The 21,767-nt window shown below is 65.3% G+C and carries 15 protein-coding genes, 1 tRNA gene and 2 pseudogenes; 5 read left to right on the top strand and 13 right to left on the bottom strand.

Annotation, left to right across the window (positions count from 1 at the left end; translation table 11 throughout):
• Nucleotides 1–626 precede the first annotated feature (626 nt).
• Nucleotides 627–2,540: pseudogene (locus tag FPZ24_RS02270) on the top strand (TonB-dependent receptor); the annotation flags it as partial.
• Nucleotides 2,541–2,741: 201 nt separating this feature from the next.
• On the opposite strand, the gene FPZ24_RS02265 reads toward FPZ24_RS02270, so the two are convergent.
• Together FPZ24_RS02265 and ligA are read right to left on the bottom strand one after the other, a co-directional pair.
• Nucleotides 2,742–6,116, bottom strand: a complete 3,375-nt coding sequence (locus FPZ24_RS02265) for a TonB-dependent receptor (protein WP_146569527.1) — start codon at nt 6,114–6,116, stop codon at nt 2,742–2,744.
• 156 nt (nt 6,117–6,272) lie between these two features.
• A complete protein-coding gene (gene ligA / locus FPZ24_RS02260; protein WP_146569526.1) occupies nt 6,273–8,354 on the bottom strand; it encodes an NAD-dependent DNA ligase LigA in 2,082 nt (693 codons plus the stop codon).
• A 98-nt stretch (nt 8,355–8,452) separates the two neighbouring features.
• Between ligA and FPZ24_RS02255 the strand changes: the two genes are divergently transcribed.
• Nucleotides 8,453–8,770: a hypothetical protein gene (locus FPZ24_RS02255; RefSeq protein ID WP_146569525.1), complete on the top strand. Its 318-nt coding sequence runs from the start codon at nt 8,453–8,455 to the stop codon at nt 8,768–8,770.
• Here the strand turns inward: FPZ24_RS02255 and FPZ24_RS02250 are convergent.
• Genes FPZ24_RS02250 through FPZ24_RS02240 form a run of 3 tightly spaced genes read right to left on the bottom strand, consistent with a single transcriptional unit; the run spans nt 8,767 to nt 11,724 of the window.
• Entirely contained in the window at nt 8,767–9,072 is a 306-nt protein-coding gene (locus tag FPZ24_RS02250) for a hypothetical protein (RefSeq protein WP_186728988.1), read from the bottom strand. The two genes, FPZ24_RS02255 and FPZ24_RS02250, sit on opposite strands and share 4 nt — an antisense overlap.
• On the bottom strand, nt 9,072–10,736 hold the full coding sequence (gene recN, locus FPZ24_RS02245; RefSeq protein WP_146569523.1) for a DNA repair protein RecN: 1,665 nt from the start codon (nt 10,734–10,736) through the stop codon (nt 9,072–9,074). Before recN ends, FPZ24_RS02250 begins: the two co-directional genes overlap by 1 nt.
• A 40-nt stretch (nt 10,737–10,776) precedes the next feature.
• A complete protein-coding gene (locus tag FPZ24_RS02240) occupies nt 10,777–11,724 on the bottom strand; it encodes an outer membrane protein assembly factor BamD (RefSeq protein ID WP_146569522.1) in 948 nt (315 codons plus the stop codon).
• Nucleotides 11,725–11,867: 143 nt separating this feature from the next.
• Between FPZ24_RS02240 and FPZ24_RS02235 the strand changes: the two genes are divergently transcribed.
• The gene (locus FPZ24_RS02235; protein ID WP_146569521.1) at nt 11,868–12,692 is read left to right on the top strand and encodes a class I mannose-6-phosphate isomerase; all 825 of its coding nucleotides are present in this window, start codon (nt 11,868–11,870) and stop codon (nt 12,690–12,692) included.
• A gap of 121 nt (nt 12,693–12,813) precedes the next feature.
• On the top strand, nt 12,814–13,986 hold the full coding sequence (locus tag FPZ24_RS02230; RefSeq protein ID WP_146569520.1) for a glycosyltransferase: 1,173 nt from the start codon (nt 12,814–12,816) through the stop codon (nt 13,984–13,986).
• A gap of 98 nt (nt 13,987–14,084) precedes the next feature.
• On the opposite strand, the gene FPZ24_RS02225 is transcribed toward FPZ24_RS02230, so the two are convergent.
• The 5 genes and pseudogenes from FPZ24_RS02225 to yajC all read right to left on the bottom strand — a co-directional run bounded on the left by FPZ24_RS02225 (nt 14,085) and on the right by yajC (nt 18,748).
• On the bottom strand, nt 14,085–15,332 hold the full coding sequence (locus FPZ24_RS02225) for a DUF3089 domain-containing protein (RefSeq protein WP_240047577.1): 1,248 nt from the start codon (nt 15,330–15,332) through the stop codon (nt 14,085–14,087).
• Between the two features lie 57 nt (nt 15,333–15,389).
• Nucleotides 15,390–15,764 (bottom strand): Mth938-like domain-containing protein, encoded by a 375-nt coding sequence (locus FPZ24_RS02220; RefSeq protein WP_146569519.1) that lies wholly within the window; start codon nt 15,762–15,764, stop codon nt 15,390–15,392.
• Nucleotides 15,764–16,727, bottom strand: a pseudogene (gene secF, locus FPZ24_RS02215) (protein translocase subunit SecF). The gene FPZ24_RS02220 and the pseudogene secF overlap by 1 nt, the downstream one beginning before the upstream one ends.
• A 12-nt stretch (nt 16,728–16,739) precedes the next feature.
• Nucleotides 16,740–18,401: a protein translocase subunit SecD gene (gene secD / locus FPZ24_RS02210; protein ID WP_146569518.1), complete on the bottom strand. Its 1,662-nt coding sequence runs from the start codon at nt 18,399–18,401 to the stop codon at nt 16,740–16,742.
• The gene (yajC, locus tag FPZ24_RS02205; RefSeq protein WP_146569517.1) at nt 18,401–18,748 is read right to left on the bottom strand and encodes a preprotein translocase subunit YajC; all 348 of its coding nucleotides are present in this window, start codon (nt 18,746–18,748) and stop codon (nt 18,401–18,403) included. The genes secD and yajC overlap by 1 nt, the downstream gene beginning before the upstream one ends.
• Nucleotides 18,749–18,919: 171 nt before the next feature.
• Here yajC and FPZ24_RS02200 point away from each other — a divergent pair.
• Nucleotides 18,920–18,996, top strand: a tRNA-Pro gene (locus FPZ24_RS02200).
• Nucleotides 18,997–19,445: 449 nt separating this feature from the next.
• On the opposite strand, the gene FPZ24_RS02195 is transcribed toward FPZ24_RS02200, so the two are convergent.
• The 3 genes from FPZ24_RS02195 to FPZ24_RS02185 form a co-directional block, all read right to left on the bottom strand.
• Nucleotides 19,446–20,312: a TonB family protein gene (locus FPZ24_RS02195; RefSeq protein ID WP_186728986.1), complete on the bottom strand. Its 867-nt coding sequence runs from the start codon at nt 20,310–20,312 to the stop codon at nt 19,446–19,448.
• Between the two features lie 130 nt (nt 20,313–20,442).
• Entirely contained in the window at nt 20,443–21,204 is a 762-nt protein-coding gene (locus FPZ24_RS02190; protein ID WP_146569515.1) for a zinc-ribbon domain-containing protein, read from the bottom strand.
• Nucleotides 21,205–21,222: 18 nt separating this feature from the next.
• Nucleotides 21,223–21,654, bottom strand: a complete 432-nt coding sequence (locus FPZ24_RS02185) for a hypothetical protein (protein WP_146569514.1) — start codon at nt 21,652–21,654, stop codon at nt 21,223–21,225.
• Nucleotides 21,655–21,767 lie beyond the last annotated feature (113 nt).

The following is a 21,767-nucleotide window of genomic DNA, read 5'->3' as shown; positions in this document are numbered from 1 at the left end:
GTTCGTCTGGCTGATGCTGCTGGTCTGCGTGCTGTTCGCGCGCGGCATGGGGCCAGAGGGCTGGATGCCTGGCAAGACCGCGACGGGCGCGTTCGCCATCGTCGCCTGCGACGGCATGCAAGCCGACGATCCGATGCCGATGGCGATGGGCATGAAGATGTCCCACGATACATCGCATCAGATGCCTGCGAAGAGTCAGTCGGCGGGTCATCCCTGTACGTTTGCCGACATCGGTCTTGCCGACGCGCCGCCGCCCCAGCTCGCGATCGCGCCGCCGCTCGTCCCCTATGCGAAGCCGACCGCGCTCGTCGCGGTGGCGATCGTTCCCGGCCGCGGTCTCGCCGCGCCGCCGCCGCCCGCTACCGGACCCCCGCTCTCGCGTGAACCGTCGCCGCACCAGCGGCTCTTCGTGTTTCAGCAAGGGTATTACCGTGACCATTTCGCACCGCGCTCTACTGCGCGCCTCGCTTGCCATGCTCGCAAGCACCACCGCTTTGCCCGTCTGGGCGGCCGATGGCCCCGCGCCGCCGGACGATGCCGGGCCGGACATCCTGATCAGCGCACAGCGTCAGAAACAGACGATCGAAAACGCGCCCAACGCCGCCGCCTCGGTCGATGCCGACACGATCGCGCGAACGACCAACGCGATGAACGTCGAGGATACGATCAAGTACCTCCCCAGTCTGATCGTCCGCAAACGCCATATCGGCGACACGCAAGCGCCACTCGCGACGCGCACCGCCGGGCTCGGCGCCAGCGCGCGCAGCCTGATCTATGCCGATGGCGCTTTGCTGTCGGCGCTGATCGGCAACAACAACACGTCCGCCAGCCCACGCTGGAGCGCGGTCAGCCCGCAGGAGATCGCGCGGATCGACGTGCTCTACGGGCCGTTTTCCGCCGCCTATCCGGGCAATTCGATCGGCGCGGTCGTCAACATCACGACGCGTCTGCCTGACGAATTCGAAGCCACGGCGACGGCGGGTACCAGCGTCCAGACCTACGACCTGTACGGCCGCAGCGATACGTTCGCCGCCTATCAGGCCGGCGTGACGGTGGGCGACCGGTTCGGGCGGCTGGCGCTGTTCGCGAGCTACGATCACGTCACCAGTCGCGGCCAGCCGCTGGGTTACGCCACCGCGACCAGTGCGCCCGCCGGGACCGGCGGCAGCCTCCCCGACCTCAACCGATTGGGCCAGCCGATCCGCGTGCTCGGCGCGACGGGGATCGAGAGCCAGGGGCAGGACCGGCTGAAACTGAAAGCCGCGTTCGACCTCAGCGAGACGATCCGGCTGACCTATGTCGGCGGGCTGTTTCTCAACCGCACCGATTCCACGTCGGAAAGTTATCTGACGACGATCGCCACGGGGGCGCCCAACTATCCGGTGGCGCTAAGCGGCGGTGTCTATCGCACCGACCAGCGGCATTGGTCGCACGCTCTGTCCGCGACCGGCTCCAGCCGGCAGTTCGACTGGCAAGTGATCGGCACGCGCTACACCGTCGCTCGCGACGAGCAGCGCATCGCGACGACCGCATTGCCGGCGGCGGCGAGCGGTGGTGCGGGAACGATCACTAGGCTCAACGGCACCGGCTGGACGACGCTCGACGCCAAGGCGGTCTGGCGGTCGGACGACGCCGGGACCAACGCGCTGAGCGTCGGCGCGCACTGGGACCAGTTCCGCATCACCAGCAACCGCTTCGCGACGACCGACTGGATTGCGGGGGCGCCCGGCGCGCTCAATCTGCAGTCGCTGGGCAAGACACGCACGGCGGCAGTCTGGGCGCAGGATGCCTTCAAGATCGTCCCGAGCGTCACGCTATCGCTTGGTGGGCGCTACGAATGGTGGCGCGCATCGGATGGGGTCAATTTCTCGCTGACGCCGGCGATCTCCGCGATCCAGCCCGAGCGGTCGGCATCGACCTTCTCGCCCAAGGCATCGCTCGCATGGGAGCCGGCCAAGGGTTGGAAGGTGCAGGCGTCGTTCGGCCAGGCATGGCGCTTCCCGACCGTCGGCGAACTCTACCAGATCGTCACGACGCCGGTCGCCGCCATCCCCAATCCCAATCTGCGCCCCGAACGCGCGCGATCGTTCGAGGTCGCACTCGAACGCAAGGACGCCAGGGGCAGCGTGCGGCTGTCGCTGTTCAGCGAGTCTGTGAAAGACGCCCTGATCTCGCAAAGCGGCCTGCTCAACGGCGGACCGGCGGTCGCGACCTTCGTCCAGAACGTCGACCGTACGCGAGCGCAGGGCGTGGAGTTCGCCTTCGCCCGCACCGACCTGCTCCCGCGTTTCGACCTGTCGGGCAGCGCAACCTATGCCGACGCCACGACGCGCGCCGACGCCGCCCTTCCCGCGGCGATCGGCAAGCGCATCCCGACCGTGCCCGAATGGAAGGCGACTGCAGTGGCGACGTGGCGCCCGGTCGACGGCATCGCACTGACCGCGGCGGGGCGCTACGCCAGCCGGATGTACGGGTCGCTCGATAACAGCGACATTGTCGGGAACACCTATCAGGGGTTCTACAAGTATCTGGTCGTCGATCTGCGTGCGCAATTCGCCGTCGCGAAGAACTACACGCTCGGGATCGGCGTCGATAACGTCAACAACGACAAATACTTCCTGTTCCACCCCTTCCCGCAGCGGGACCTTCCACGCCGATCTGACGATCAGGCTGTAGGAACGAAAAAGGCCGCCGTCCCGATTGGGGCGGCGGCCGATTTTTTGGCCCGAGGGGCGAACGCTCTAGAAGCTGAAGCGCGCGCCGACGCGGATCAGATAAAGCGAGTTCGACGTGCTGACCGCGCTCTCGTTCGGCGTGCGATAGCCGCTGTAGCGGTACTGCGCGCACGCGGTGCTGATCGTCGAGGTCTGCGCCGCGGTCGGTGCGGTGCCGGTCACGACCGGGGCGGTGAGGCAGGTCACCTGAACCACCGCCGCCGTCTGCGGGAAGCCGAACTGGCGCAGGCCGCCCCAGTTCTTGTTCAGCAGGTTCGGCAGGTTCTCGATGTCCGCGAACAGCGAGATACGCGAGCCGCCGACGAAGGTCGGGATTTCCTGCTCGAGGTGCAAGTCGATGCGGGTGAAGGCCCGGTTACGCGCGATGTTCTTCGGCGCGATCATGCCACGATAGTTCTTCAGGTTCGACGCGTTGATCAGCGTGTCGAGCGCATCGGCGGTCGCCTGAGTGTCATAGCTGACCTTCGTATCGCCGGCACCGGTCGGCACGTACAGCAGGTAACGGTCGGTGTTGCCGATCGTACCGAACACCGGCGAACGCGTGCCGTTGTTGTTCTGCATCGTGAAGCTGTACGGACGGCCCGCGCGGGTTTCGCCGAACAGCTGGATCACCGTGCGGTAATCACCGAAGAACGCATGGTCGAACCCGACGCTGTACTTGAACGACCATTTGATCTGGTCGGCCGAGATACCATACGCCTGGATGTTCGGGTCGGCCATCGCCGCGTTGCTGTAGAGCGAGCTGGCGGTCGACGACGTCGCCGGGCTCTGATCCTTGACGTCGGTCCAGGTGTAGCTGCCGGCCAGCGACAGGCCCCAGTCGAAGTCCTTCGTGATGCGGATGTCGGCCAGGTGGCTGCGCCCGCGGGTGGTGTTGTACAGCAGGAAGTCGGAGTTGGTGTCACCGTTGACCAAGCCCGCGCCAACGCCGGTAACGCCCGCCGTCGGACGATAGTTATACCGCGTACGCCCGTCCGGCAGCACGCCGCAGGCGGCGCACGCCGTATTCACTACCGAACGCAGATCGGTGAAGGCCACCGCCTGGCGCGTCTTGCTGAACAGATAGTCGGCGCCGATACCGATGCCGAAGATCTTGTAGTCGACCGACAGATTGGCCTTCCACACCGACGGAAGTTTGAAGTTCTTCGCCAGCGCATTGACCGGAGCGGTCTGAAGCGACGCCGTCGCGGTCGACAGATAGGTGTTGATCGCGCCCGGGATCGTGTTGCCGGTCACGCCGTTGAGCGCGGTCGTGCACAACGGAGCGTTCGTGCCGACGTACGGCGAGGTCGCCAAGCAGGTCGAGGTCGTCTGCGATCCCGGAACCGTGCCGACACCCGGCGTTGCGCGCTGCACCGTCGAGATGCGGTTGGCGAGCACGCCGGTGTTCGAGAACGAGTTCGACATGTAGATGTCGGGCGAACCGCCGCCGAAGATGCCGACACCGCCGCGAACCTTCAGGCCCGTGGTCGGCTTCCAATTGAAGCCGATGCGTGGCTGGAAGTTGCCCAGACCCTTGTAGGTCTTGGTGTTGTCGAAGCCGTTACGTCCCAGGAAGAAGGTGTTGAGCGCCGGGGTCGAGCGCATGCCGTACAGGTCGTAGCGCACGCCATAAGTGACGGTCAGCGTGTCGTTGACCTTCCAGTCGTCCTGCAGGCCGAAGGTGTACTGCGTATACTTGAAGTTCGCGGCTACGTCCGGCGTGTTCAGCGACACGGCGTTCGCATAGTCGAACGTCGAGGCGCTGCGGTTCTGGAAGTCGGCGATCGAGTCGAAATAATAAGCGCCGGTCACATATTGCTGGAACAGGTTGAAGGTCCGGTTCTCGGACATCTCGAACAGCAGTTTGAACTCGTGACCACCGGTCGTGTAGCGGCCGAGGAACGATCCTGCCCACGTATCGAAGAACAGCTGGTTGGCCTGGCGGCTGATGTCGGGACCGAACGCCACGATTGGATTGACGGCCGTGCCGGAACCGCAGTTCGTGACCGTGTTCGCCGACGTGACGATGCTGGTCGGGTCGGTACAGACGCGGAACTGCGCGAAGCCCAGGCCGTTCATCGGCGTCTGGTTGACGCGGTTCGACTTGTAGAGACCGCGAATTTCGGTCGAGAGGCTGTCCGTCCAGTCCGAGTTCAACTGGACGATGCCGGCGCGGACCAGCACGCTGCGCGTGTAGGCGTCCGACGACAGGCCGAGCGACGGGGCCGAGGTGCTCTGCGAGGTGTTGTTGAGAACGTCGGCCGATTCGAACGCGTTGATGTACGAGAACGACAGGCGCTGGCCGGTGGTGATGTTCAGATCGATCTTGCCGACGATCTTCTCATCCTTCTGGTTGTTGACCGCGAGGACCGAACCGGCGTCGTAATTATAGACGCTTTTGGCGATATTCACGACATTGGCGACCGTCGCGTCGGTCAGGCCGGGAACCTGCGAGGCTGCCGACGGCGAGAACGGACGCGGATCGGTGTTGCGCTCGGCGGCGACCATGAAGAACAAGCGGTCCTTGATGAGCGCGCCCGACAGCTCGGCGCCGTAAGTCTTCGAATTATAGTTCGGCACGGTGATCGTGGTCGAACCGATCCGCTTGCCCTGAAGATTGTCGGTGCTGCTCGAGTAGAAGGTCGTACCCTGCCACTTGTTCGAGCCCGAGCGCATCACGGTGTCGATCGCGCCGCCGACGAAGTTGCCCTGACGGATGTCGTAGGGAGCGATCGAAACCGACACCTGCGCGATCGCGTCGAACGGGATCGGGCCGCGGCCGGTCGGGTTGGCGTCGGAGTTCAGACCGAAATTGTCGCCGATCTGCACGCCGTTGATGGTGAAGCGGTTGAAGCGCGGGTTGACGCCGCCGAAGCTGACCGCGCGCGTGTTCGACAAATCGAGGTTGGCGAAAGGATCGCGGCGCTCGATGTCGCGGATGTCGCGGTTCACCGATGCGACCTTGCTGATGTCGGTCTGCTTGAGGACGGTCTGCGGACCGTCCGAGGTCACGCCCGCGCCCTTGATCGAACTGGCGGTGACGACGATGTCGCCGGCGGTGGCGGCCGTCGACGGCGTCAGATCGACCGGCAGGTCATAGGGCTGACCGACGACGGTATAGACGTCGGTAACCGTCGTGTTGCCCGACGCGCTGGTGATTTCGACCGAGTAAGGGCCGCCGGCACGCAGGCCGGACGCGTTGAAGTTGCCCGAGCTGTCGGTGCCGGTTTCGACCTTCGTACCCGAATTGACGTCGGTGATCAGGATCCGCGCGTCGGCGACGGGGGCGCCGTTGGCGGAAACGCTGCCGCGAATCGAGGAGGTCGTTTCCTGCGCGTAGGCCGCCGCAGGCATGATGAGCGCGGCAACCGCCGCACCGATAAGCAGATGATTTCGCATGATTTCCCCTTAGTGGCGTTGGCCGCCCAAGCCCGGTCTTTTCACCGTTGCCCGGTCCATTGGACGTTTAATATGTCGGTTAGATGACAGTGCAAATAGGGGCTGTGGACAGCCCGTGATTCGTCATGCTGCGTTGCAAAAAAGCATCACCGGCCGCTAGCCCGCCGCGGCGACGATCGCTGCCCAGCCGGCCTCGTCGATGACCTCGATCTCCAGCTCCGCCGCCTTCTTCAACTTCGACCCTGCGCCGGGTCCGGCGACGACGAGATCGGTCTTGGCCGACACCGATCCCGCGACGCGCGCGCCGAGCGTTTCGGCCTGCGCCTTGGCTTCGTCGCGGCTCATCGTTTCGAGGCTGCCGGTGAAGACGATGGTCTTGCCGCTGACGCGCGATTCGCGCGTTTCGACGACGAACGGCGGCGGCGACACTTGGGCGAGGAGATCGTCCCACACTTGCTGGTTGTGCGGTTCGTGGAAGAAGTCGCCGAGCGCCTCGACCACGACCGGGCCGACCCCGTCGATCAGCGCGAAGCGTTCGGCCGCCTCGGCATCGCCCGCCTGCGCCGCTTCCGCCGCATGTCGCAATGCCGGCAATTCGACGAACATCTTCATCAGATCGCGCGCGGTGATCGCGCCGACGTGCCGGATGCCGAGCCCGAACAGCAATCGCGCGGCGTCGGGCGCACGGCGCGCCTCGATCGCGGCAATCAATGCATCTACCGACTTGGCCTGCCAGCCCTCGCGCCCGACTAGGTCTTCGCGATGCGCGGCCAGCCGGAAGATATCGGCCGGCTCGCGGATCCAGCCGAGGTCGAGGAATTCGACCAGGGTCTTCTCGCCCAGTCCGTCGATATCGAGCGCGCCGCGCGACACGAAATGCTTGAGCCGTTCGAGCCGCTGCGCCGGGCAGATCAGCCCGCCGGTGCAGCGCACATCGACCTCGCCCTCCTCGGCCACGGCCTCGCTGTCGCATTGCGGACAGCGCGCCGGAAACGTCCAGGCCGGACGGTCTTCGTCGCGCGTCAAATTCTCGACGATCTGCGGAATGACGTCACCGGCGCGCTGCAGCACGACGCGGTCGCCCGGCCGCACACCCAGCCGTGCAATCTCGTCAGCGTTGTGCAAGGTCGCGTTGCGCACCACGACGCCGCCGACCGTCACCGGTTCGAGCTTGGCGACCGGGGTCAGCTTGCCCGTGCGGCCGACCTGGATCTCAATATCGTTGAGCGTCGTCTGCGCGCGCTCGGCGGGGAATTTGTGCGCGAGGCCCCAGCGCGGGGCGCGCCCGACGAACCCCAGCCTTGCTTGCCAGTCGAGCCGATCGACCTTGTACACGACGCCGTCGATGTCGAACGGCAGGTCGGCGCGCTCGGCCTCGATCGCCTGGTAGGTCGCGAGCGCCTGGTCGAGGTCGCCGCCCGGCTGAAACTGCCGCGTCACCGGAAAGCCCCAGTCGCGGATCGTGGCGATCACCGCCGACTGCGTGTCGCCCGGCAGGTCGCTCGCGTCGCCCCATCCCCAAGCGAAGAACGCCAGCGGCCGCGACGCGGTGACGCTCGCATCCTTCTGGCGCAGCGATCCCGCGGCGGCGTTGCGCGGGTTGGCGAACTGGCGGGCTTCCTTTTCGGATGCCTCGGCCTCCGCGAGCAGCCGCGCGTTCAACGCGGCGAACGCGGCCTTTTCCATGTAGATTTCGCCGCGCACCTCGAACACCGCCGGAGCGCTTGCGGGCAGCTTGTCGGGTATGTCCGAGATCGTGCGGACATTGGCGGTGACGTCCTCGCCGACCTGCCCGTCGCCCCGCGTGAGCGCCTGAACCAGCTTGCCGTTCTCGTACCGCAGCGAGCAGGACAGCCCGTCGATCTTGGGCTCGGCGGTCAGCATCACCGGCTCGCCATCGGGCAAATTCAGGAACCGCCGCACGCGCCCGACGAAATCGCGGACCTCGTCATCGTCGAATGCATTGTCGAGGCTGAACATCGGGCGCGCATGCGCGACCTTGGCCAAATGCCCGGCGGGCGCCGCCCCGACCTTCACACTCGGCGAATCGGCGCGGACGAGGTGCGGGAATGCCGCCTCGACCGCGGTGTTGCGCCGCATCAACGCGTCATAATCGGCGTCCGAAATCTCCGGCGCATCATCGGTGTGGTAGAGCCGGTTATGGTGCGCGATCTCGGTCGCGAGGCGTTCCAGCTCGGCGGCTGCAGCGGAATCGTCGGCGGGGAGCGGCGCGGCCATGCGTCCAGCTATCGGCGTGTCGCGCGGCGATCAAGCGCTGCCCCAATTCGGCTGCGATTCAGAGGTAGATCGTCGTCGGCAACGGGAAGGACGACACGATGCTGGGTGCGATGCTGATCTTGATGCAGTCGATCCCCGTCGCGCCGCCGCCGCTGCCCACCGCGGGGCCGGTCCTGCCCAAGGCATTGAGCGTCGTGTCGAGCTGCGATCCATCGGACACCGACATCGTCGTCTGCGGCAAGATCGATCCTGATCAATATCGCGTGCGCCCGCTCGGTCCGCCGCCGAACGGCAAGCCGCTGTCGCCGATGACCGCGAAGCTCGGCAACGGCACGATCGACGGCCGCGCCAAGGAACGCTGCGTCGGCGGCTTTTGCGCGCCGGCGTTGATGGGAACGATCAAGCTACCCTTCTAGGCCAGCCACCACCCGGGATAGGCAGCGACGATCGCCGCCGACAGGGCGATCGTGATCAATGTCCCGCCGACGTCGAGCGCGGACATGTTCTGCAGCGAGCGGACGAGGTTGCGGACGCCGATTGCCGCCGCGCCCAGCGCCCAGCCGGCATACCAGCCCCAATTGCCGTCTTGCCGGATCAACTCGCTCAGCCCGAGCGCGAGGGCGGCGACGCTGCCGATCGCCGCCGCCAGAACTAGTCCCAGCCCGATCGGCAGCATGGCGAAGCTGATGCTCGCGTCGCGGCGCTGCGCGGGCGTCATCACGCCGCCTCCAGCAACCGCTCGGCCTGCGCGCGGGCTTCGTCGGTGATCGTCGCGCCCGACAGCATCCGCGCGATTTCCTCGCGGCGTTCGCCCTCATTGAGCGCATGGACGCCGGTGCGCGTGACGGTGCCGTCGGTGGACTTGGCGATGAAGAAATGATCGAGCCCGCGCGCCGCGACTTGCGGGCTGTGCGTGACCACCAGCACTTGCGTGTGCTCGGCTAACCGCGCCAGCCGCTCGCCGATCGCGCTGGCGACCGCGCCGCCGACGCCGCGATCGATCTCGTCGAACACCATCGTCGCCGCGCCGCCCTCCTCGGCCAGCGCGACCTTCAATGCCAGGATGAAGCGCGAGAGTTCGCCGCCCGATGCGATCTTGGTCAGGGGCGCGAACGGCGCGCCAGGGTTGGTCGATATCTCGAATTCGACTCGATCCTTGCCGCCCGCCCCCCATTGCTCCTCGCCAAGCGGCGCGACGACGGTGCGGAAGCGCGCGGCGTCGAGCTTGAGCGGGGCGAGTTCGCCCGCGACTGCGCGGTCCAGGCGTTCGGCGGCGGCGTGGCGCTCGACGGACAGCGCATCGGCGGCGGTTTCGTACGCGGCGCGCGTTTCTTCAACCTTGGCGGCAAGCGCGGCCAGCCCCTCTTCGCCGGCCTCGATTGTCGCCAGCCGCCCCGCCATTTCTTCGGTCAACGCGGCCAGATCGTCGGGCTGGACGCGATGCTTGCGCGCCATCGCGCGGAGGTCGAACAGCCGCGCTTCGTCTTCCTCCAGCGCGCGCGGATCGAACAGCAGGGCTTGCCGCGCGGCGACGATATGGTCCTCGGCCAGCGCTCCCTCGTTGATCGCACGATCGATCGCCGCCAGCGCCTCGCCCAGCGCCGGATGCGCGTCGGCGATCCGTTCGAGCGCGCGCGCCGCCTGGCGCAACTGCGCCAACCCGCCGTCCGATCCGCCCAGCCACGTATCGAGCGATGCCATGTCGTCGGCGATCTTCTCCGCGCGCTGCATCGTGCGGCGGCGATCGGCGAGCATCTCCTCTTCGCCGGGCTCGGGCGAGAGCTGGCGCAATTCGCCGACGGCATGCTCCAGATAATCGCGGTCGCGCGCCGCCGCGTCGATCTGATCGCGCGCGCCGGTCAGCGCCTGTTCGGCGTCGCGCCACGCCCGGTGCGCGTCGGCGACACCGGCCGCACGACACCGCCCGAACGCGTCGAGCAACGCGCGATGCCCGCTCGGCGCGAGCAGACCGCGATCGTCGTGCTGGCCGTGGACCTCGACCAGATATTGCGCGAGATCGCGGAGCAGGCCCGCCGACGCCGGCTGGTCGTTGACGAACCCGCGGCTGCCGCCATCGGCCTTGACAATCCGGCGGATGATGAGCGGTTCGCCCGGCTCGACGTCGAAGCCATTGTCGGTGAGCAGCGCGGCGATCGGTCCATCGGCGTGCGGCGTATCGAAGCTCGCGGTCACCACCGCTTGCGCTGCGCCATTCCGCACCAGCCCGCTATCGGCGCGCGCACCTAGCGCGAGCCCCAATGCGTCCAACAGGATAGACTTGCCCGCACCGGTCTCGCCGGTCAGCACGCCGAGCCCGCCGCCGAATTCGAGTTCGAGCGCTTCGATCAGCACGACGTCACGAATGGCCAGCGCGGTCAGCATCGTGGCTGTCTTACCGGCAAACCCGCGCCCGGGTCATCACCTAGTTCTTGGGCGGTCCGCTGCCCGCGCCACCGGTGTTGCTGGTGCCAGTCGACCCCGCGCCCTGATCCTTCGCCGACACACCCGGCGTGCCCGGCGCAACCGGCTGCGCGTCCTTCATCCCCAGCGGGATCGGCAGTTCGCCCACCGCCAGCGGCTTGGCAGCCGTCCAGGGGTGATCCTGCATCAGCTTGTACGCGCGCTTGTACCAGTCGGTACCGGGATAGTTGGCGCCGAGCACCGCCGCAGCCTTCTGCGCTTCCTCCGGCACGCCGAGCGCCAGATACGTTTCGGTCAGTCGCATCAGCGCCTCCGGCACGTGCGTCGTCGATTGGTACTGATCGATCACGGTGCGGAAACGGAGCGTCGCCGCGAGCCACTGGCCGCGCGTTTCGTAGAACCGCCCGATCTCCATTTCCTTGCCGGCCAGGTGATCGCGCACCAGATCGATCTTCAGCCGCGCGTCGGCGGCATATTTGGAATTGGGGAAGCGACGGACCAGTTCGCCCAGCGCGTCCTGCGCCTGCTGGGTGATCTTCTGGTCGCGCGTCACGTCGGCGATCTGTTCGTAATAGCCGAGCGCGACGAGGTAATAGGCGTAGGGCGCGTCGCGGTTGCCCGGGTGGACCGAAATGAAGCGCTGCGCCGACTGGATCGATTCGGTGTAGCTCTGGTCCATGTAGTAACTGAACGCGCTCATCAGCTGCGCGCGGCGCGCCCAGACCGAATAGGGGTGCTGGCGCTCGACTTCGTCGAACAGCACCGCCGCTTCCTTGTACCGGCCCTGGTCGAGGCGGCGCTTGGCGAGCGAGTAGAGCGTGCCGACGTCGCGCGCGACATAGGGGACGTCGCCCTTCTTGAGAGCGCCACGCCCGGCGCACCCGGCGACCGGAAGAGCGAGGACGGCGATCAGCGCGAGAGCAAGCGAACGAGACGGAGTAATACGCATGGAGATGTGCCTTAGCCGAGCGGCGGGGATGCGAACAATGATTTTCCGCCAATGACCAAAGGCTATGGCTTTTTCGCGGCAAGGATCACAACGGAATGCCACGCGTTGGCGTGCTGTACCGAATTCCGGGAGGGCCGAACCGAATGACCGCCACCTTGCTCGCCACCAAGCGCGTCGAAAAGCCGTGGGGGCGGCACGATCTGTGGCCTGGCTTCGCCAATCCCGCACCCGATGCACCGCCGGTCGGCGAGATCTGGTTCCAGACCCCGGATGCGGGCACGCCGGAGTTGCTGATCAAATATCTGTTCCCCGGCGAACGTCTGTCGGTGCAGGACCATCCGACCGACGCCGATGCGCAGAAGGCGGGATACAAGCGCGGCAAGGACGAATGCTGGGTCATCCTGGCCGCCGATCCGGGCGCGACGATCGCGATGGGGACGAAGCAGCCGACCACGCGAGAGGCGTTGCGCAAGGGCGCCGAGGACGGGTCGATCGTCGATATGCTCGACTGGAAACCGGTCAAGGCGGGCGACTTTTTGTATTGCCCGGCCGGCACGATCCACGCGATCGGCGGCGGGATCACGCTGGTCGAGACGCAACAGAACGTCGATCTGACCTATCGGCTCTACGACTACGGTTCGGACCGCGAACTGCATCTCGACGACGGGTTGGCAGTGGCCGATCCCAACCCGATCACGCCGAAGCCGATCGTCGGCGAGGTGAGCGAGGGCCGCACCATCCTGTGCGAGGGGCCGAAGTTCGTGCTCGAGCGGTGGAGCGGTGGCGAGCGCGACGTGACGTTGCCCGACGGCGTCACCGGCTGGCTGACCCCGCTCAAGGGCGAAGGCGTGGTCGATGGCGTCGCGTGGCGCGCGGGGGAATGCGTGACGGTTACCGGTGCGGCGCATATCCACGCCAGTGTCGGCAGCGACCTGTTGTTCGCATACCCGGGCGACCAGCGGATCTGATCAATTCGTCACCCCAGCGAAGGCTGGGGTCTCAAGCGGATCAATACTGCCGGAGACCCCAGCCTTCGCTGGGGTGACGGGAATGAGGGCGGGATTAACCCCCTCATGCTAAGGAAACCGGATGCTCCGCGTCCTGATGTTATCGACCCTGTTTCCCGACGCGTCGCGGCGCAATTTCGGGGTGTTCGTCGAGCGCCAGACGTTGGGCCTTGCCGCGCATCCCGATGTCGAACTCCGCGTCGTCGCGCCGGTCGGCCTGCCCCCGTTCCCGCTCAGCCTGCGCGGACGGCACGCACCGCTCGCCAAACTGCCGCTGGGCGAGCAGTGGAAGGGCGTCGACGTCTATCGCCCGCGCTTCCTCGCGATGCCGGGCACCGCAGGGCGCCTGTTCGCCGCGTCGCTGAGCCGCACGCTCGCGCCCCTACTCGCCAATCTGCGCAACGATTTTCCGTTCGACGTCATCGACGCGTCGTTCTTCTTCCCCGACGGGCCGGCGGCGATCGCGATGGGCCGGCGGTTCGGGGTGCCGGTATCGATCAAGGCGCGGGGCAGCGACATCCATTATTGGGGCCGCGCCGCCGCGACCGCCGGCCAGGTCCGCACCGCGGGCAAGGCGGCGGACGGCCTACTCGCCGTGTCGGAAGCGATGAAGCACGACATGGTCGCGATGGGCATGCCCGCCGATCGCATCCACGTGCATCGCACCGGGGTCGATCTCGGCCAGTTCGCCCCGCGCGACCGGGGTGCGGCCAAGGCCGGGCTGAAGGTGCCGGGCGCGCTCATCGTATCGACCGGCGCGCTGATCGAGCGCAAGGGGCACGATATCGTGATCGAGGCGATGGCCGCGCTGCCCAATGCGACGCTGATCGTCGCCGGCGAGGGCGCGTATCGCCCTGCGCTGGAAGCGAAGATCGCGGCGCTGGGTCTCGGCGATCGCGTCCGATTGCTTGGCGCGGTGCCGCATGGCGACATGGCGGCGTTGCTCGGCGCGGCCGACGTGATGGCGCTGGCCTCGTCGAGCGAAGGGCTCGCCAATGCCTGGGTCGAGGCATTGGCGTGCGGCACGCCGATCGTCGTTCCCGATGTCGGCGGCGCAAGCGAAGTCGTGACCGAGCGCGCCTATGGCCGGATGGTCGGCCGCTCGCCCGCCGGGTTCGCCTCGGGAATCACCGCGGTGCTCGGCGACCACGCGCCGGCGGCCAAGGTTCGCGAAGGCGCGGAACGCTTCACCTGGGAAGCGAACACCGCCGGGCTGTACGCCCATTTGAAGGAGTTGGTCGACGCGGGCGAATAGCGACCGTGCTCCTGCGAAAGCGGGAGCCTAGAGCCAAATAACCTGTCGCGTGCGAACAACCCTGGGCTCCTGCTTTCGCAGGAGCACGGGCCGCAATCCTACTTCTTCGGCGGCGCCATCGGGATGCCGCGCCACGACGCGGCCTGATACTCGCTGATCGAGACCAGGTTGCCCATCTCGACCGGCATGTCGATCAGGTGCAGCCCCCAATCCTTCAGTATCGTGCCGTTGACCACCACGTCGCCGACGATCGTGTCGGTGCGGGTATCCTTGGGATCGGCGTTGACCGTCACCGCCAGGTAGGTGAACCCGTTGTTGGACACGCATTCGGCGGAGATCAGCCCAGGCACCGACACGAACGGCGTCGTCACTGCGGCGCCGTCGGTCGTCCAGTTGCCCATCGGCGTGCTGCCGAGCCCGGCGCCCTTCGCACCGAAGATCGCGTCGGTCACCGCCTTGCCGCCGCCGAGCGCGGCCGGGTTGGTGCAGGCCGCGACCATGCCGGGCTGATCGGCGATGCGCGCGAACCGGCTATTCTCGGGCGGGGGCGAATCGGCGCGGAAGGTCGTGTAGGTCACGACGCAGCCATATTGTTGCATCGACTTGCACAGCCGGGTCGACTTGAAGTCGCCGCCGACATCACCGCCTGACGGCACCGCGACGTTGGTGCCGATCAGGTAGGCGGCGATCATCTTGCGCTTCATGTCGGGGTCTTTTTCGATGACCCCGGCGACGAGCTGCTTTAGGATGCCCGCGCCCTGGCTATGCCCGATCAGCACGACGCCGCGGCCGGCATTGTCGCGCTTGAGATAATTGTACCATGCCGCCTCGACGTCGAGATAGGCGAGCTTGCGGTCGGCGGCGCTCGCCTTGCCCGCCATCAGGTCGCGCAACGCCGTCAGCGTCACCTGGCGATAGAGCGGCGCGAACACGCGGCACTTCGACGTGAAGCGCGCGGCCTGCGACGCCGCGACCATCTTTTCCTCGGGGCCGATATTGAGGTCGCTGTTCGGCGTCGGGTCGAGCGACACGGTCGGGTAGACGTAGAAACAGTCGTAGAGCGTACTCGCCGCCGGCGCGGGCCTGAACTTCACGACCTTGCCCTTGCCGGTCGCGGGGATGACGGTGACGTTCTGGTCGACCGCGCACGCATCCTGGCGACCCGGACGGCACAGCCAGGCGGCATCGGTGTTGTAGTCGGGGGCCGGGATCGGTGCGAATGCCGGTGCGGCGGGCGCGGGGGCGACCGGAGCGGGCGCGGGCGCGGCGGGCGCCGCCGGCGGCATGGTCTGCGCGGCGACCGGTACCGCCGCGAGCAAGGCACCAAACATCATCAGCGATTTCATCGACGCTCTCCCCCAGAATCGGATTCGCGCGAATGATTATCCGCCCGTGCGCCGGGATCAAGACTCGATCGGATAGAAAGCGCCGACGATCCAGCGCCCCTCGCCGCGCAGCACCGCCCAGGCGCGCGCGGCGGCACGGCTGTCCATCGCCTCGACGCCGATTCCGCGCGCCTCGAGGCTGCGGACCAACGCTACCGGCGGACGGATCAGCGCGCGCCCGGTACCGAGCAGCAGGAATTCGGGCTGTGGGTCGATCGCGAGAACGGACACCAGCGCTGCCTCGGTCAATTCACCGATGGCGGGCGGCGACCATTCGTCGGCGCGCTCGGGCGTGATCGCCAGCGCGCGATAGACATTGTCGTCGACGCGGAAACCGCCGCTCGACAATCCGCTGACGACCGGCCCGTCGGCGCGGGTCCGGTCGATCCGCATCAGCCGACGCGCTCGGCGCCGTCGATCGCTTCCTTGCCCGGCTTGCCCGTGGTGGCGATCGGTTCGGCGCGCAGGCCCAAGGTGATCAGCAGCGACGACGACACGTAGATCGACGAATACGTCCCGACAAACACGCCCAGGATCATCGCCGCCGTGAACCCGCGCAGCACGTGCCCGCCGAAGATCAGCAGCGACGCCAGCGCGAGCAGGATCGTCAGCGAGGTCATCACGGTGCGCGGCAGCGTCTCGTTGACCGACAGGTTGATGATCTCGCGCATGTCCATCTTGCGATAGCGGCGCATGTTCTCGCGGATGCGGTCGTCGATCACGATCTTGTCGTTGATCGAATAGCCGATGATGGTCAGCACGGCGGCGACGATGTTGAGGTCGAACTCGAACTGCGTCAGCGCGAAGAAGCCCATCGTCATCAGCACGTCGTGCAGGATCGCGACCCCGGTCGAGATGCCGAACTGCCATTCGAAGCGGAAGATCGCGAACAGACAGATGCCGATCACGGCCAGCGCGACCGCAAGCAGGCCGTTGCGGACCAGCTCGCCCGACACCTTGCCCGACACGGTCGATTGCCGTTGGAAGCTCGATCCCGGGAAATCCTTGGTCAGCTCGTTGGTGACCTTGGTCACCGCGATGTTGGTCGCGTCCTCGCCGCCCTTCTGCACCGGCAGGCGGATCGACAGGCGATTGGCCTCGCCCAGCTGCTGCAGCTGCGCGTCGCCGAGCCCGAGCCGATCGACCGAGCTGCGCACGGTGTCGAGGCTGGGCGGGGTCTGGAACTTTGTATTCGATCATCAGGCCGCCGACGAAATCGACGCCCATATTGAGCCCCTTCAGCGGCACCAACGCGATCGCCGCCAAGGTCAGCAGCGTCGTCAGGCCGAACGCCCAATAACGCAACCTGACGAAGTCGATATTGGTGTTGTCGGGAATGATCTTGAGCAGGCGCATGTCCGTCGGCCTTTAAATATTGATGGTCTGCGGACGATTCTTCCGCAGCCAGAGGACGACGAGCATCCGGGTAAAGGTGACCGCGGTGAACACCGACGTCGCGATGCCGATCAGCAGCACGACCGCGAAACCCTTCACCGGGCCGGAGCCGAGCAGGAACATGATGACGCCCGAAATGGCGTGGGTCATGTTGGCCTCGAAGATCGTGCGACTGGCTTCCTTGTAGCCGAGCTCGACCGACTGGATCACGCTGCGCCCGCGCCGCCGCTCTTCGCGGATACGCTCGTTGATCAGCACGTTGGCATCGACCGCGGTGCCGATCGTCAGCACGAAGCCGGCGATGCCCGGCAAGGTCAGCGTGCCATTGATCAGCGCGAGCACGCCCATGATCACCATCACGTTGATGACGACCGCCCAGTTCGCATAGACGCCGAAGCGGCCATAGGTCACCAGCATGAACAACACGACCAAAACGACCGCGATGATCGATGCCTTGATGCCGGCATGGATCGAATCCTTGCCGAGGTCTGGACCGACGCTCGATTCCTCGACCACCTTCAACGCCACGGGCAGCGCGCCCGACTTGAGCTGGATCGCCAGGTCGTTGGCGCCCTTCGCATCATAGCCGCCGGTGATCCGGCCGCTGCCCCCGAGGATCGGCGTCTGGATGTTCGGCGCGGAGATGACCGCGTCGTCCAGGATGATCGCGAACGGCTTGCCGACATTCGCCTGTGTCGTCTTGGCGAAGTTGCGCCCGCCCTCGGTATCGAACTGAAAACCGACCGCCCAGGCGCCGGGATTGTCGCTGTCGGTTTCGGCACGCGCGTCGGTCAGGTTCTTGCCGGTGATGATCGCTTCGTTGCGCACCGCGATGACGGGGCCGGTATAGGGCGCGTCGCCGATCTTGAGCGTCGGGCCGGTATAGGGCGTGCTGCTGATGAACGGCGCGCGATATCCGGCCGCGGCGGGATAGGGTAGGATCTGGTCGCCGATGGGCGCGATACCCTTGGCCAATTGCGTGCCGTCCGCGCTGGTATCGACCAGCTTGAACTGCAGCGTCGCGGTCTTGCCGAGCAGCGCCTTCAGCGCGGTCGGATCCTGCAGGCCGGGCACCTGGACGACGATGCGCGTCGTGCCCTGCTTGATGATCGTCGGCTCGCGCGTGCCGAGCGCGTCGATGCGCTTGCGGACGACTTCGGTCGCGCCGTCCATCGCGCTGTCGATCGCATAGTCGATGCCGGCCTTGGTCTGGCTCAGCACGAACGTCGATCCGTTGATGACCGCGATGTCCCAGTCGCGCTGGCCGGTCGTGCCGACGCCGGTGGTCTTCTGCGACAACAGCTGACGCGCATCCTCCAGCTGGCTGATGTCGCGCAGCATGAAGGTGATCTTGCCGCCGTCGGTCGAGATGTCGCCGATACCGATCTTGCCGCGGCGCATGTCGGTCGCGACCTCGGTCTTCTTCTGCGCCAACCGCGACTGGATCAGCTGGTCCGAATTCGCTTCCAGCAGCAGATAGCTGCCGCCCGCAAGGTCGAGGCCCAGATTGATGCGGGGATGGATCGGCCAGTTCTTGACCGTTTCCTCGGGCAGGAAGCTGGGAATGGCGAGCGCGCACAGAGCGGCCAGGAAGCCGATGATCGACAGCACCTTCCAACGCGGGAAATCCAGCATCAGTCGTTCGCCGGCTTGGCGGTGGTCGGGCTGATCACTTCGCTGATCGCACCCTTGACGACCTGTACTTTGACGTTGGGGGCCACTTCGACCTCGACATAGACGTCGCCGGCCTTGACCACCTTACCCAGGATGCCGCCCGTCGTGATCACCTGATCGTTCTTCTTCAGCGAATCGATCGCCGTCCGAAGTTCCTTCGCGCGCCGCTGTTGCGGTCGGATCATCAGGAAATAGAACACCACGCCGATCAACAGGATCTGGCCGAAGAACAGCATCGACCCACCAAAGGGGTCAGCCGAAGAGCCGGCGGCGCCAGCGGTTTGGGCGTAAGCGGAAGGAATGAACATGGTCGTCCTGAATTGGGCGTAAGCCGGAATGTGCCCGAAACGGGCTGCCCGGCGTCAAGCGCCGCGCGCTATCACCATGACGCCGCCCACGCAACATATCCGCGCGCTTGCATCGGTCCCGTCTAAGGCCTAGAGGCGCCCCTCCCCGTGAGCGTCGCTGACGGGACCGGTCGGGGCGTAGCGCAGCCTGGTAGCGCATCACACTGGGGGTGTGGGGGTCGCAGGTTCGAATCCTGTCGCCCCGACCAACAAAATCAATCAGTTAGATGGATTTTCGGGCGCGCCCGAGCTGTTCAAAATGGTCTTTGTAAGCACCGAGTAAGCACCAATATATTCGGCGCGCTATGTGTCGCGCAGGCATTCTCAAGAAGCGCAGGATTTTGGCAGGGTGCACGCGACTGTCGGTTCGCGAATCGCCGCGCAATCCCAGAGGGCAAAACACGAGCTGCTGAAAGAAAGTCGCTGAGGATTGCGCTGGCGACACGGTTGTGGGCGTCCAAAAAGCGTTTCCAACAACGATCCCTCCCGCGTCGAGTGTGGCGACGCATCTTCGCGACGGCGCGTTTCCAAACGCGCCGATAGCAGGGCTATCGAGGCGCGGACTCGAGAGCCGGATCGAACGCTAGGGCTCCCATAGAGCGAAGTAGCCAGCTGCCGGTAATATTTAGGTTGAGACCGCCCTTGCGACTTGCCGGCATTACTCGTCGTTCAGCGTCCAGTTTGCTGAGCCGCGATATTTGCCAGCAACCCCAATTTTGAAACGCCCATTTCTCAGGGCTAATCGGCAAGTTGTCGCGTCTAGATCTGCATTGCCCGTTGATGCCGTGATGCGGCATGCTGTTGCGCGTCCACCCTCATCGACATCGACTTCCCAACTTGCCCGACCTTGCGCCCCCGCCCGCTTGGCTGCAGCGGGATAGGAGTCAAAGGGAAACCAGTTGGTTGGGGACACCAAGGGCACCGGCGCGTCGTCCGATTTCGCGCCGCCGATACCCGCGGTGGCACTTCCGCCGGCATCCTTCTTAGCAAACGGGTCATCCGCAATATTATCAAACCGACGCTTCTCAGCTGCGGCCGCCGCAATGTCACGCTTGAGTAGTGCCAGGCACCGTTTGGCCACGACCAACGCCGCCGCACTACCCTTGAGGGACAGATTATCGACGAGTACGTCCCCTTTGCGCACGATTAGATACGACGAGGCGGCAAAGTTTTGGAGAAAGTCGCTTTCGAATGATGTGACAAAGGCTTTTTTGCCACCGACGTCCCCGATGCCTACAGACTTTCCTCCGCTAAAGACCGTCCCATTCACGCCGAACGTGAGGTCTTCCTGCTGATCGTCGGCAATGCTCCAGCCGCTATTCGACATACCCAACACTATATCGTTGTCGGTCTTGAGCAGGAGTGAGAGCTCCGTCGCACCCTTGCCCTCAAATTCCATGTGAATGCTACAATAGTCGTCGCCCTCGATGACATCCCAACCGGCCGTTTTGGGCCAATCGCGAGCGAAGGCGGGATGTGCAAATAGTAACATGACCGCTAACGCGGCCGCGTACAGTAGTCTCATCAAAACTCCCCAGTCGATACAGCGCCGCTCCCGCGCAGGCGCCATCGATTTTATCATGAGCCAATCGCTCAAGGCCTTGCTAGCGTCTTCGATTAGACAATCGCAATGTCGCGCCCGCGCGAGCACGCTGTCAGTGGTCCCATTTCAGACCGGCGACATCAAATTCAAACTGCGGACTTCCCGCCTGGTACAATGTCTTCTCAATGACGACCTTTTTGGCTTTCTTGAGCTTCTCCAAAAAGGCTTTCGCGCCCACCACGAAAACGACTTCGCTGCTGCTGTCGGCCGGGCCATTGAAACTGATGCGCTGCGCTTTCCCATCATCGAACCGGACGGTCCCGCTGCACCCCTCATACGACGGGCACATCATTTGCCCTGAGCTAATGGTAAGCAAAACGTCCGTCCCATAGGCAGGCGACTTGCGCACCATCAAACTCATCGTCGTTAAGCCGTCATATGGCGCGGACTGCGAAATCGAATTGGTGCTTGTGGTAGTCGCGTAAAAGGTCGTCCCACCCCGCACTTTATCGACGTCGCTGGAATAATCCCAGTTGGCATTCGGAGTGCTGGGCTTCGGCGCCGGGCCGTCCCCTGTCGCGGTGAGGTTTGCAGTGTCTGACGAAATGGTTGAGTCGAATCCGGACGACTTGGACCCACCGTTCGAAAAAATCGATACTAGGACGATCAATGCCACGACCGCCGCGATCGCGATGACCGGTTCCTTTTTCCACCAAGGCTTAATAGGCGCCAGGTCATCCGGTGCCGCTGAACCAACGACGTCACTGGCCAGGGTTTTCCGGCTATCGACGGTGCGGGGGACCTGCACGGCGCCACACCACCGACAAAACCGGGAATCGTCCTCAATCCCCTTGCCGCATTGCGAACAAAACATCCCCGCCCCCTTAAAACGCTACGGCGTCAAACCCGCTTCAGCGCGTAAATACCATTGCTCATGCAACTTGTTGTGATCTTCCATCTGCTGCGAGACGACGCCCAACAAGCCGCCGGTCCACGTTTCGAATGCGGGTTTGCCGGTCATGTCGCTCACATTTTCAGGCAGCGTGCGGACGATGAATATTGGATTTTGATACGACCAACTGTCGCCAATTACGCCAAAGTGAGCGCCATCAATCATAAACCGTCCCACACCGTGATAAGCTAACACCACGTGATCGAACGGGCGCCCTTTGAGCGCTTCAGCCGCTTTGAATAGCTGACGGTCCATGTCCGCCATGCTGCCGTCGGGGGCTAAGCGCCACACGTCGAAGACGATGTCATTGGGGCTAATCAGCCAGCGGCGGTATGCTACCGTCAGATGCTTTTCGCCGGATAGCGCAGTCATCACCGGTACAGTGACTGTCGCGTTCCAGGCAGCGACAGCAACAACTGCCGCTACTAACCAAAACGCCCATCCACGCCGACCGCGTGGCCGTGGTTTTGCCTTAGGCACTTCCA

The organism is Sphingomonas panacisoli (assembly GCF_007859635.1).
Taxonomy (GTDB): Bacteria; Pseudomonadota; Alphaproteobacteria; order Sphingomonadales; family Sphingomonadaceae; genus Sphingomonas; species Sphingomonas panacisoli.
This window is presented reverse-complemented; position numbering and strand designations above follow the sequence as displayed.